Origin of the sequence: Chryseobacterium sp. PMSZPI, assembly GCF_002835665.1 — a bacterium.
Taxonomy (GTDB): domain Bacteria; phylum Bacteroidota; class Bacteroidia; order Flavobacteriales; family Weeksellaceae; genus Chryseobacterium.
Genome location: NZ_PIZV01000060.1, coordinates 29,864 through 43,128, shown reverse-complemented (window position 1 = coordinate 43,128; position 13,265 = coordinate 29,864). Strand labels below are relative to the sequence as shown.

General features: G+C 35.6%; 11 protein-coding genes. 2 read left to right on the top strand and 9 right to left on the bottom strand.

Going from position 1 to position 13,265, the window contains the following annotated elements:
- Positions 1-137: 137 nt before the first annotated feature.
- Complete coding sequence (locus CW752_RS12120) at positions 138-905, bottom strand: hypothetical protein (protein ID WP_228401737.1); 768 nt, start codon at positions 903-905, stop codon at positions 138-140.
- 450 nt (positions 906-1,355) lie between these two features.
- Here CW752_RS12120 and CW752_RS12115 point away from each other — a divergent pair, with 450 nt between their 5' ends.
- Positions 1,356-2,573 carry a hypothetical protein gene (locus tag CW752_RS12115; RefSeq protein ID WP_101239971.1) on the top strand — a complete coding sequence of 406 codons (1,218 nt, stop codon included), beginning with the start codon at positions 1,356-1,358 and terminating at the stop codon, positions 2,571-2,573.
- A 277-nt stretch (positions 2,574-2,850) separates the two neighbouring features.
- Here CW752_RS12115 and CW752_RS12110 read toward each other — a convergent pair whose 3' ends face one another.
- From CW752_RS12110 to CW752_RS12080, 7 genes are all read right to left on the bottom strand, one after another.
- Positions 2,851-3,591, bottom strand: a complete 741-nt coding sequence (locus CW752_RS12110) for a M17 family peptidase N-terminal domain-containing protein (RefSeq protein ID WP_228401735.1) — start codon at positions 3,589-3,591, stop codon at positions 2,851-2,853.
- A 98-nt stretch (positions 3,592-3,689) separates the two neighbouring features.
- Complete coding sequence (locus tag CW752_RS12105) at positions 3,690-5,060, bottom strand: alginate export family protein (protein WP_101239970.1); 1,371 nt, start codon at positions 5,058-5,060, stop codon at positions 3,690-3,692.
- A complete protein-coding gene (locus tag CW752_RS12100) occupies positions 5,057-5,488 on the bottom strand; it encodes a DoxX family protein (RefSeq protein ID WP_101239969.1) in 432 nt (143 codons plus the stop codon). Before CW752_RS12100 ends, CW752_RS12105 begins: the two co-directional genes overlap by 4 nt.
- A gap of 339 nt (positions 5,489-5,827) precedes the next feature.
- A complete protein-coding gene (locus CW752_RS12095; RefSeq protein WP_101239968.1) occupies positions 5,828-7,600 on the bottom strand; it encodes an amidohydrolase in 1,773 nt (590 codons plus the stop codon).
- Positions 7,601-7,667: 67 nt separating this feature from the next.
- On the bottom strand, positions 7,668-8,357 hold the full coding sequence (locus tag CW752_RS12090) for a hydrolase (protein ID WP_101239967.1): 690 nt from the start codon (positions 8,355-8,357) through the stop codon (positions 7,668-7,670).
- A gap of 544 nt (positions 8,358-8,901) precedes the next feature.
- Complete coding sequence (locus CW752_RS12085) at positions 8,902-9,294, bottom strand: Rid family hydrolase (RefSeq protein ID WP_101239966.1); 393 nt, start codon at positions 9,292-9,294, stop codon at positions 8,902-8,904.
- Between the two features lie 183 nt (positions 9,295-9,477).
- The gene (locus tag CW752_RS12080; RefSeq protein WP_101239965.1) at positions 9,478-10,068 is read right to left on the bottom strand and encodes a Crp/Fnr family transcriptional regulator; all 591 of its coding nucleotides are present in this window, start codon (positions 10,066-10,068) and stop codon (positions 9,478-9,480) included.
- Between the two features lie 277 nt (positions 10,069-10,345).
- Between CW752_RS12080 and CW752_RS12075 the strand changes: the two genes are divergently transcribed.
- The gene (locus CW752_RS12075) at positions 10,346-11,167 is read left to right on the top strand and encodes an alpha/beta fold hydrolase (RefSeq protein ID WP_101239964.1); all 822 of its coding nucleotides are present in this window, start codon (positions 10,346-10,348) and stop codon (positions 11,165-11,167) included.
- 275 nt (positions 11,168-11,442) lie between these two features.
- On the opposite strand, the gene CW752_RS12070 is transcribed toward CW752_RS12075, so the two are convergent.
- Entirely contained in the window at positions 11,443-12,891 is a 1,449-nt protein-coding gene (locus tag CW752_RS12070; protein ID WP_101239963.1) for a LamG-like jellyroll fold domain-containing protein, read from the bottom strand.
- Between the last annotated feature and the right edge of the window lie 374 nt (positions 12,892-13,265).

Here is a 13,265-nt window from a genome sequence, read left to right as displayed (position 1 = left end):
AAGCTTTTTAAACACTTTAGTATTTTTAAGTAACAAGAATTGTGCAGATAGGTGCACTAAAGTTTCACGAAAATCTTTGATTTTCATCTTAAGTGTACTGGAACTTATACAGGGGCATTTTAAACTTCTTAAGTGGACTAAAGTGTTAAAAAAATAAAAACTTTTGTGACTTTTGTGGTTAAGCTTAAACAGATTTCATATATGAATAAGGAGTTCAATGAAAATAAAAACCACTTATGGTTTCTCATTATATTCCGCGTAAGATAGATATAATTAAACATACAAAATGTTGCTACCGCCCCAAATGTATGCCATAAAAAATGTGTTCCGAAACTCGCCCAATCCCATTTATCAATGATCCGGAAAGTAAGCGCAAGAACAAAAGATAATAAAGCAAAGCCTACCCATTTGCCAGCTTTCCATTGAGTATATATCAAATAACTTAATACCGAAAAAAGCACAAATGAAGCCATGATGGCATAATTTACATTGATAAAGAGAGCTGTATTATCTATTAAAATCCAATTTCTCAACACAAACATAAGTATCAGATATACAAGAACCATTACAACAGCATAGTACCATCTGATGCTCTGAGCTAAAAAATAAAATCCGGCAGACAAGCACAGCAACATAATGGGCATCCAATCCATCATGATAAATACCGGCCATTGTCTGAATGAATGATAAACAGTTCCTCCAATGGCACCTATATATAATAAAATCAGGCAATAGGTTAAAAAAGGATATTCTTTAAAATTCCCCTTCATTTTAACGGTCCAAAAAATAGCTATGGCTAAAAACAACAGAGCAGTTATTGCATTTAATGGCTCAGGGAAAAACTGAGTCATATCTGTTTCTTTATATAACATGCCTCCATCCGGAGGTATTGGGTGTATTGGCATTGTATATACTAATGTACTTCTAAATATAGAAAAAATTATGACATTATATACCTGACCGTGCCCGATTATGTTAAATCTGTTTAAATATTTTATTAAACCACAAACCGAAGGGTCCACATAGCCAAAAGTCACAAAAGTTTTTAAACATTTTAGTATTTTTAAACGACAAGCATTGCGTAGATAAAAGCACTAATTTTTATGAAAATTTTTGATTTTCCTTTTATGTGAACTTATGCGGGGGTTATTTTAAACTTCTTAGGTGAGCAAAAGTTGATATAAGAGCTTTAATCAAAAAAAGGATACTGAAATTAAAAACATTACAAACCCGCTCAAAATCTCATATTTCAATAGAACCTTATGAATTAATTGTTTTTTTTTATCATAAAGGTAATTTTTTTTATTTTTTCATAAAAAAAAGCTATATTTGACTTACCCAAAATAACACCTAACATGAAAACAAAATTTACACACCTCAGTGCTATTCTGATTTCTGGGTTCTCGCTTGCCCAAGTAGGCATCAATACATCTTTACCAAAAACAACGATGGATGTATCTGCTAAAAGAGATAATTCTGGAGTAATTACGGATAACACACAAACATACGGATTACAGGCTCCGAGACTTACAAGAGCCGAGCTTACCGCAAATACTGCTTCCTATGGCAGCGATCAGAGAGGAGCATTAATTTATATTACGGATGTTACCGGTGGTGATGCTACAGGACAACGTATTAACGTTACTGCTATCGGCTATTATTATTTTGATGGAAATGTATGGCAAAGAATTACACCAACAACAAATACCATTGCTTCGGCTATTACCGCGTTACAGTGTAATACAGCTTACTTAAATCCTTCTACTTATACTCCCGGTGTTCCTTACAATGGAAACTTAAGAATTACCTATAATCAAGGAAACGGAGGTTCGTATAATTCAGGAGCTCCTTTTACTGTGAACGGATTAACCTTTCAACTAAGACCCGGAACTCTGGAGTTTGGTGATGGCGAATTGGTATTCTCTGTGACTGGTACTCCTACCACTGCTAATGATATGAGTATTCCTATGAACAGCACTACAGTTCCTTTCTTAACAGCAGCACAAAACTGTACTGCTACAGTGGGAAATACAAGTCGTGCAGACATTTCATCTCTTGCTGTGATGGGATATCCAACCCTAACAACCGATTCCAACGGGAAACAAGCCTACACTCTACCTCTTGCTACTCCGGATGGTAAGTATTCGATCAGGGTAATATTTGATACGACAAGTGGTACAACCACTGCAGTTCCTAATGTGCAATTGTTTAATAATACAGGTTCTACCGTTAATCTGTATTGGAACTATAATACCGAATATGGTGGTTATATTGGTTCAGCCGTAACAACAAACAATATTACTTCAGGAGTATGGGGTGGTATGGCAGATTCATCAACGACTTGGGTTCCTCAGAGCACAGGGCCAATAGGAACGGCTTACTGGGGGAACATAGGAATTATAGACGGAGCCGGTGGCGGACCCGAGCATAGAAGATATACCTGGATAGACAGTAATCCTTCTTCAAAAACCGCTTATACCGCAACCATTATGGTAGGTGCACCTACTTCAGGTAGTGCCCAACCCAACCTTTCTAAAATATATATAAAGATAGAGCAAGTAAAAGCTCCATAATAGAATATCCTTACAATAGAATGCCCCAAAAAGCCAGACCTTTTTAGGGGCATTTTTTATGGAAAAATCATAAGTGATGTTTATATTATCTACTCTCTGAAGTCTCTTTACTTTCGAACAGGTTTAAAGGAAATGATTTTATTTACTAGCTCAAAGTCTCGCAACTTCTCACAACAAAAATTAAAAAAAATGCCAGGTATTTTCCATATCCGGCATTTTATAATATTAAACTGAATTAGTCAAGACTTTCCAGTGAATTAAACCTATCAGAGTAAAGCTATTTCTTAACTTCCGCAATAGCCTCTTTAATTCCCCCTCCGGCAACTTCAAAGAATGAAGGCCCTGCCAGAAGATGTACTTTTTCTAATTTCTTAGTTTTGGAAAGGTTATGTTCTTTCAAATAAACTTCGGAGCGGTTCGCATTCACAATACCTCTTACTACATTTCCTGCTACCAGAGCTGTTGGAGAATCAATACCGGCATCTTTTAAATCGCTTGCAAAGGCAAAATTACTTACTCCTAATCTCATGGCTTCACGTGCTGCAACCTCTCCCACAGATGTCATCAATTCTGGAGTGAATTTGTTTCGGTCTCCTAAACCAATTAGCAACAGTTTATTTGCAGACATGGATCCTTTTGGAGGAGAAATCAAAATAGTTTCCAAAGAATGTCCTTTGAAGTAACCGCCTTGTCTTATTTTTGTAAATTCTCCTTTCAAAGCTTCATCCAAATGCACCAATCCATTTAGGTTTGCGGGTAATGCCTGAGCACTGTGGATGTCATTATCCGTATATTCAAAAACACAGGCAACCTGTAATTGAGCTTCTGCAGAAGAGGGTCCCTGAACCAATCCAATCATTGAAATCCCATCCACAGAACCCCAGTTTTTTGAAGTTCCAACAGCTGTAGGAACTACAGAGGAATTTGCAGTTGTTGTTTGAGAAAAAGTTAACGTTGAAAAAATCAACCCGGTAATTAACATGGATTTACTCAATGTATTCTTTACTATATTTTTCATAATAATTGTTTTAAATGTTTAAGTTTTAGTATGTATCAAAGTTAGTTTTAGAAATCATTCTCAGCATTGACGTGAGATAATTAAAAAGATCCGATTCATTAAAATTTGAATACTATTCTTGAATTAATAAAAAGTCCGTCTTTGTCATTTTCGATAATATCATCTACAAATGCTCCGGTTTTGAAATACTGGATCCCAGTATTAAAGGTGAAAAATTTATTGATTTTATAATTAAAACTGCCTAAAAAAGCTGTTCCGATATATCTCTTTTTAGAGTTCATGGAAGCGAGATTCAATGAGCCGCTTGGCCTGTAAACACCATCCTGTAAAGAATATCTCCAATTGAAAACCACATCTGCCTGAACTGTTATTGTATTACTCAAATCTATGGTTGCATAAGGATGTATATCGATAAGATTCACAGGTCCTATTTGTGGATTGAATCCGAAATACCCACCTTTCGGATAGAGCGGATTGAAAGTCCCCAATTTCCCATCTCCTTTGTTTTTGTCGCCCGAAATATAATCGTTACGAAGGTTGATGGTGGGTTTTCCTTTCACATTTTCAAACATATACCCTATATCCGCAGAAGCCGTCCATGCACTTATTGTTCCTTTATTAAAGTTCCCGAACTGATACGCCATTTCAAAGTTGTAAATAAAACCGCCTCCATATTTCCAAAACCGGCCGCCTAAAGTATGCCTTGTTTCATCTCCTACTCCATCTTCAAAACGGGATTCTTTTCTGTGAATTCCCAGATAATACCATTCTAAATTCCCACTTTTCGGAAGAATCAAGGTATTATAACTTCCCCAAAGGCTTACAGATTTTGAAATCTTATTATCAAAGGCTCCGGTATTAATTTCGCTTGCCATCATCACAAAAGCATCTGATTTGAAATTTCCTCTTTGATACATTAGTTTAAATCCATCAAAATAAAGTCTTAAATTCGGACCTTCCCGCACAGAAATCAATCTTCCGCTTCCATAATCAAGTTCCTGTCTCCCCGCACGAACGGTTAATTTTTCTTTTTCATTTTTAACGACATCTACATCCAGGAAAAGGTTCTGAACATTAAGATGATCTTCATCTATTGGTCTTGGCCCGTTCTTCCTTCCGTTCTCCCAGGCACTTCGCAACTGTCCGAAAACCCTTACCCTTGACCCTAAATGCAAATCACCATGAACTGTATATCTCTGGATAAAAAAAGGATTGCTTCCAATTCCCAATCTGCCCCAGTCTTCATTATTAAATTCTACAAATTCCGCTCTTGCTTCTCCGCCTAAGGATAAATATTTACCGTTATTATTTTCAGAAAGCGGAATATATTTCAGAGAATTATAAAATGTTTTTGTTGAATCCCGGTACGCTGCATAATTCTCATCAAACCTCATGAGTTTAAACTGTGCTGAAACCGCAATGGGAAGCATAATCTGAACAATCCATACTATCTTAATCAGCTTTTTCATTGTAATTTTTTTCTTATATAATGATCAATAGAATATTTCCCCGGGCCCACAAAAAGCAGAAACAAATAACATAAACTATACATAAACGGTGTATCTTTTATCAGTAAAGCATCATTCCAATGAAGGACAAAATATCCGGTTAAAGTCACCGCTAATATTGGTAAAACTGCTGCTCTTGTCAATAATCCTAAGATGACAAATACAGGAAAAAACAAATTAGCGGCGTCAGCAAAAAGACTGTTGAATGCTTCCGGAAGATTTAATGGATTGGGAACCTTTTCTGCTTCCACAACACCTATTCCGAGTTTTTTCAGTCCGTGAGCAAAGATTAATTCTAATGATAATGCTATTCTGAAAGTCAATAAAGCAATGTGAATTAATTTTCCTTCAAGGCTTGGATTGGTGATGGTTTGGATGAACTTTTTCATGATGGTTATATTTAATGGAAACTGTTTGGAGAAGTGTATTACTTACATAATGTGTTTTTCTGACACTTTAGTTCACTTAAGAAAGTTTATACTGCGACTGTATCAGTAAGTTCACTTTAGATGAAAATCAGAGATTTTCATAATACTTAAGTGCTCTTTTCAACAGCATGCATGATAACTTATATTTTACTTAAGTGTTATGAGGTTTTTGTGGTTTGAGATAACCACCCCGTCAAAAATTCTTTGAATTTTCGCCACCCCTCCAAGGGAGGGGAATGTTTAGCCCTTCAGTTGTAAAATCTGCCTAATTTTAGGTTAAGGTTTACTATGATTTTAATATTATTTGGTTTGATACCCGCCGTAATATTTTACAGGAGACCATTCTGGAAGTACAGGAAGCGAAGCTGGAGCAACATGTTTGTATGTTTCGTCTCCATACACTACTTTTCCGTCAACAATGGTTAATTTTGAAGTAATATCTTTAATTTCTTCTTCATTAACGCTGAAATAATCTCTGTCTAAAATGGTAAGGTCTGCGAAATATCCTTCTTTGATTTTTCCTTTTTCATAATCCTTTATAAGCTCATACCCCCCAAAAGTAGAAAGTGATAAAGCTGTTTTTCTGTCCAGAGCGTTTTCTTTTGCCATAACCTGAGTTCCACCCAAAGTTTTTCCTGAAGTAACCCAATATAAAGCAACCCATGGATTATAACTTGCCACTCTCGTTCCGTCTGTTCCCAACCCTACTGGAATTCCCATTTCAAGCATTTTCTTTACCGGTGGAGAAGCCAAAGCAGCTTTTTTACCATAGCGGTGGATGAAACTTTCACCCTGATAGGCCATTCTGTGTTGCACTGCAATACCTCCGCCCATGGTCTTAATTCTTTTCATGTTTTCTTCAGACACTGTTTCAGCATGATCAATAAACCAGACCAATCCGTTCAAAGGGGTTTCTCTATTGACCTCTTCAATGACATTTAAAAACCTTGTAATACTTTCATTATAGGTTGCATGAATTCTGAAAGGCCATCTTTTTTTCACCAAAAGACTTACCACATCTTTCATATTTTTCTCCATTGTTGCAGGTAATTCCGGTCTTGGAAAAAGAAAATTTTCAAAATCGGCACCATCTGAAACCAGGTTTTCTCCACCTCCATTCACATGATAATCAATTTCATTGTGGCCATTATGCCCGTGATCATCAATATCAACCATTCCGGTCCATTTTGTATAATCAGACAATTCAGAACCTTTCTTTTGAGCAAACAGATAATAAGGTAATCTAACCGTAATTTTTCCTTGCTTATTCAGAGCATCTGTTGTTCCATAGTCGTCCGGAAAATTCTGAAAACCACCACCTGCATCCATCACAGCAGTTACTCCAAGACGATTAAGTTCAGTCATATACTGTAATGTAGAGTTTTCTTTTTCTGCCTCTGATAATTCAGGTAATTTTGCTAAAGTTGAATACAGAATAAATGCATTAGGTTCTGCCACCAACAAACCAGTAGGATCTCCGTTGCTGTCTTTTTCAATTAAACCCTGAGACGGATTGGGGGTGTCTCCGTTAATATTCAATTCCTTTAAACCAGCTTTATTCAACCAGGCTTTTCCGTAGAGATACATCACAAAAGTTGGAACCTCACCCGTTGCTTCGTTGATTTCTGCCAAAGTTGGTAACCTTTTTTCTTCAAACTGATATTCATTCCAGCCACCAATCACTCTTACCCATTGTCCTTTCGGTGTTCTCTGAGCCTGCTCTTTCAGCATCTCTAAAGCTCTCTTCAAGGTTTTTACCCCATCCCACCGAAGCTCTGTGTTATAAAATCTTCCCCCACGAATTACATGTAAATGGCTATCAAATAATCCGGGAATTACTCTGTTTCCTTTAGCATCAATTAATTTTGTAGAGCTTCCTTTTAGCTTTAAAATTTGAACATTCGTTCCTGTCCGGAAAATTTTATGGTCTTTAATGGCAACTGCCTGAACTTCCGGATTTTTATCATCCATCGTTGTTATTTTTCCGTTGGTTACAATTAAGTCAGCTTTCTGAGCATTCATCAATCCTGCTCCTAACACCATTGAGAATAGAATTTTATGTACTGATTTCATAATTTACTTTTAGGGGTTTGAAAAAGAAAAGGCAGGTAGGTTTTCAACCTGCCATTGTTGAAATTGATTAGTGTTTAAGCATATCCTGTGCATACTGGATTCCCAGACCGTAAGCCCCACCATATTTTTTCATCAAATCATTCACTGGTTTATATGTTTCTTTTCTAGACCAATCTCTCTGTAATTCAAGAACATACTGAACAGATGTAATTGGACGTGCACCAGCCTGAACCATTCTTGTAACCGCCTGATCGTGAGCTTCTTTAGAAATATCACCAGAAGCATCTGTGATGATATACACCTCATACCCTTCATCAATAGCAGATAAAGCCGGGCCTACCACACAAACGCTTGTCCACAGACCTGCCAGAACCAGTTTCTTTTTATTTTTTCCTGTGATGGCTTTATGAGCATTTACATCTTCCCAAGTGTTCATCGTAGTTCTGTCCACATATCCACTTGTTGCTTCAGGATAAACTTCTGAAATTTCAGGAAAAACAGGTCCAGCGAACGATTTTTCTGCCACTGTAGTTACCACTGTAGGAACTTTGAAGATCTTTGAACCTCCGGAAATTAAGGCTACATTATTTCTCAGCTCTTCCATGCTGATGCTTTTTGTTGCGAATGCCATCTGTCCTTCGTGGTCAATTAAAACCAAAGCGTGGTTTGTTGGATTCAGCATTGATTTCCCTGCGTTCTGAGCAAATGCTGTTACCGATACTACTACTGCTGCGAATGTTAAGATTAACTTTTTCATAATGTTTAATTTTTAAATGTTGTTTAGTAAGAATTTTATTCTAAATTTTAAAATCTTATTGAGTATTTGTTTGATTTTGATATGGCAAATTTAGAGCAGTCAGAAAGACTATACATTTAACTAGTTTAATAAATCATCTTTAATGATAAAAAGTTGAATTTATTTTCAAACGTTGTCACTCTATTTAATCAAAACCTAAATAACAACCAACAAAAAACAATGATAATAAAGCATTTAAATTTAAAACAACACTTTAAATACAAACAAAAAAAATAGGCTTAGATCATAAAATCCAAGCCTAGACACTTCATACGTTTCACTCTTAAAAAAGACACTGTTTAATTTTTATCACTACATCACCATCGGAAAATTCATCAGTAAAACCTCTATACTTTCTGAAATTAACTAATGTTCAAATCGGAAATAATCAAGAATTTTAATGAATCCAAAATCTCCGTCTTTTTGATACTGTAAATTTAGAGTGATGAAATATAATGTACATTTAACTAGTTTAATAAATCATATTTTTAGAATATAAAGAAACTTAGACAGTCGCCACAATTTTAATTTCGACAAGCTGTCCCGGCAATGCAAGTCCACTTACTCCAACCATTGTACTGGCTACAGATTTAGGATGATTGTAAAATTCTGTTTTGAAATTTTTCCTTGCCTCAAACGCTGTTGCCATATCCATTGCATAGATAACTTCTTCCACCACATTTTCCATCGTCATATCGTATCTTGCCAATAATTCTTTGATATTGGCATAGGTTTGTCTCATCTGTTCTTCCATTCCTTCTGCCAATTCTCCATTTTTGTTGTGTCCCAACTGACCGGAAATCCAAACGGTATTTCCTTTTTTTACCGCCTGTGCGTATCCGTAGATATCTTCCCAAGGCATTCCCAAGCCTTCTGCTGTTTTGTTTTCCTGTATCATTTTTTATGGTTTAAATTAATACAGCAAATGTAGAACTGATAAAAATCTTAGAAATTTAACTGGTTTAATAAATTGCTTTTTCTTTTACTCTAAATAAAAAAGGTGGTTTACACATTTTGTATAAACCACCTTTCAGTTTTTTATTTTTCACGGCCGCTCCGGGAGAGGAAAATTTTCTATGTCTTATTTTTGTTTCTCTTTATTCGCTAAACGTTTTCTGATGGTGCTCACAAACTCCTTTGAAACGCCAAGATACGATGCAATATAATACTGTGCTACACGCTGCGGAATGGTAGGATAAACCCTGATAAATTCCAGATAACGGTCTGTAGCAGGTTGAGAAATGGTGTTAACCAGTCGGTTTTGAAGCGTCACCACATACCGCTGCATCATCAGCCGGAATGCTCTTTCAAACTTCGGAACCTTCTGCATCAGTTCCTCTTTAGTTTCCGGATTCAACATATAAATTTCGGTATCTTCCAGGGCTTCTATAAAAATCTTCGAGGGTGTTCTATTATTAAAAGAATCAATATCGGTAATCCACCAATCTTCAACAGCAAACAGAAGGGTTACTTCAAAACCGTTTTCATCAAGATAATACGTTCGGACACAGCCCTCCTTTATAAACCCTTCAAACTGGCAAATCTCTCCTTCGCGCAGAAGATGTGTTTTCTTCGGGAACTTCTGAAGGGTCAGCAAACCTTCATATATATTTTCTTCTTCCGGGGTCAGGATCACAAATCGTGAGATGTTTTTGATAATATTTTGAAACATACATTTATTTTACGGCCGCAAATTAGAAAAAAACGTGTAAACTTCATTGTTCAGAAGCTATTTGATGATACCAAAATGCTAAGATTTAATAATGATCTGAGAAAAAGATTGGGTCAGAAATTAAATTAAACTACCCAAACAAAAAAATGTTATCAAAATGTACGAAATTAAACTAGATTAATTTCTGTGAAAACGAACTGTTATACATTTGCTAAAGAATCAAGACAACAAAAAAATTATAAAATAAAATATTCATTAACATTAAAAATTTACAACTATGAGCACACTTACATTAAAAGACGGAACAGAGATTTATTACAAAGACCAGGGAGCAGGACCGGTATTGATGTTTCACCACGGATGGCCATTATCATCTGACGATTGGGATGCACAGGTTATCTTTTTCTTACAGAGAGGGTACCGAGTAATTTCCCATGACAGAAGAGGACACGGCCGCTCAAGCCAGAACATCTATAATCACACTATTGAACAATATGCTTCTGACGCTGCAGAACTTGTAGAATTCCTTGATTTGAAAGATGTTGTACACATCGGACACTCTACAGGAGGTGGTGAAGTGATCCGATATGTCCATAAATATGCCAATGGTAGAGCAAAAAAAGCAGTTTTAATTAGTGCTGTTCCACCGGTAATGGTAAAAAGTGAAAACAATCCTGACGGGGTTCCAATGGAAGTTTTTGATGGGATCAGAGAACAGACTTTGAATAACAGAAACCAGTTTTATTTTGATTTAACGTTCCCTTTCTATGGATACAACAGAGAAGGTGCCAATGTAAAAGACGGTGTACAAAGAAACTGGTGGAGACAAGGAATGATGGGTGGTATTGTAGCTCATTATGAGGGAATCAAAGCATTTTCTGAAACTGATTTCACTGAAGATCTGAAAGGTGTGGACATTCCGGTTTTGGTTCTTCACGGTGAAGATGACCAAATTGTACCTATCGAAAATTCGGCTATAAAATCCGCAAAACTATTGAAAAACGGAAAATTGATTACGTATCCCGGTTTTTCTCACGGAATGCCTACTACGGAGCACGAAACAATTAATAAAGATCTTTTGGAGTTTATTGAGGCTTAATACAAGAACAATATAATAAAGAGATGAATCAGTTTGATTCATCTCTTTTTTTTTTAGATTACATCCGCTCTCTGAAGTCTCCTGATTTTGGAGCAAGTTTAAAGGAAATAATCTTATTTATCAGCTCCACTCTACGGTTTTTCGCCTTACCCTTTTCAGAACTATTATCTACAGCTGCCCAAGCCTTCTGAAAGCCTTTAAAACATCTAAAAAACAGGCAGGTTATTTTATCTCATAACCTGCCTTATTTATGGTATAGCTATTGAAAATAGTTTTTACCTTCTCAGCATCACTTTCTGAGAATATATTTTACCTTCTTTTGTTTTAAGATTAAGGATATAAATACCTGCCGGCAATGTGGCAGGGAGCTCAAAAGTTTTAGATTGGAATTTTGAACTATATACTTTTTTTCCAAAAGTATTGGTAACGAAAATCTCAGCATCTGCAAACTGAATATCTCCATTCAACGTAATTTGCCCTGTAGTAGGGTTTGGAGATAGGGTAAATATTTCGCTGGCTGGTGCTCTTTGAGCTTTAGAAGCTATAAGGTTTGATGGTCTATTATAAAGGTTTGCAAATGATTGAATTTCTTCATCGGTCAATTCTCTATTATAAATGATTAGCTCATCAATACTTGATTTCCCTAAATGGAACTGTATAAAATTATCATCTTTAGGAGTGTCCCAATTTTGTATTTCCCCTTGTCTCTCTCCATTTATATACAATGTTAAAGTAAGTGTTGAGTTATCTCCATTTGGAGAAAACGTTAATAAATAATGAGCAAACTCATCAGGGTTAAGACCAAAATTGATGTTTTCGGGGGCTTCAGGGGTGAAATTTTGAAATAAATAGGTATTATCGGTAGCAATCATAAATTCCATGTTTTGAATATCAAATACTCGTATATAGGATACAAGCCCCGGATTGACTGTCTTTATTTTTCCCCAAAATGAAATGGTTGCACCAGTGCTTAGCAAAGTTGCTTTATCTACAGCAACAGTCGCAAGCCCCGTCCCTCCTAATACGTCTTCAATGGACTCTCCACATTTTCCGTCTGAAAATAGATGACCAGAAGATGAAAGATATTTTCCTCTTATTTTATCATTGAGATCTCCATCCATCGGATAATAAACATATGGATCCACAGGAGGATTCCCGCAAGCAGTAAATTGTGTTGGCAGATGATGGACATAATAAATCCTTAGCTCTTCAGCCAGATTGATTCCCACTGATCCACTGTTTATGGAAACTATTACTTTATCAAATTGTTTTTCAGCAACAAATTCAATAGTTCCTCTTTTATTGTTTGTTGTTGCCTTATACATGTTGTCAACCACTCTTCTTCTATCACCATTAGATACATTATTATTAAAAGTTTCAACGTAAATTTCTCTTTGGAGTTGTTGTTTTGTAGGAGTATTAGCAGTACCAATACCAATAGAAATTTTACGGTATGCAGGAGCCAAAGGAAATGTAAATTCCTGTTCAATACTAGCATCAAGACCTACAGGGAGATTAATAGTAGCATAGTCGGTTTCATTAGAACCTACTGCTTTTTGGGGGTTCTGAACAGAGCAAAGTACACAGACTCCATAAACCTGGTTAGTTTGGCTGGTTGCATAGGTTTTTTCAAGCTGTGCATAGCACAAAATGTTTGTAACAAGTAATGATGTAGACAGTACTACTTTGGGCATAGTGATGCCACAGAAAAATAAATTTTTCATATAATTAATATTTAGGTTGTGTGTTTGTGTTTCTATAAGCAAAAGAACCTCTATTTATATAATGAGGTTTTTCTTTTTGGGATGAACTGTTGGAATTTGCCCAATACGCGCTAACAGAATTCGTATAGCGCTTATTAAGCTAGTGTTTAAAGCAGGGCCTCCTGAAGAAATTAATAAATAAATTTTCATATTTGATTATTAGTCCGTTGATTTATACAACTAAAATTACATAATAATAATCAATTATACGTGAATTAAATTTAAATTTTATTAAAATTCATAAATTATTAATCATTACAAAACAAATATTTTATTAAAAACATAAATACAGACTATAGAATCCGCTTTATATAAAATAGTTATAAATTTAAAAA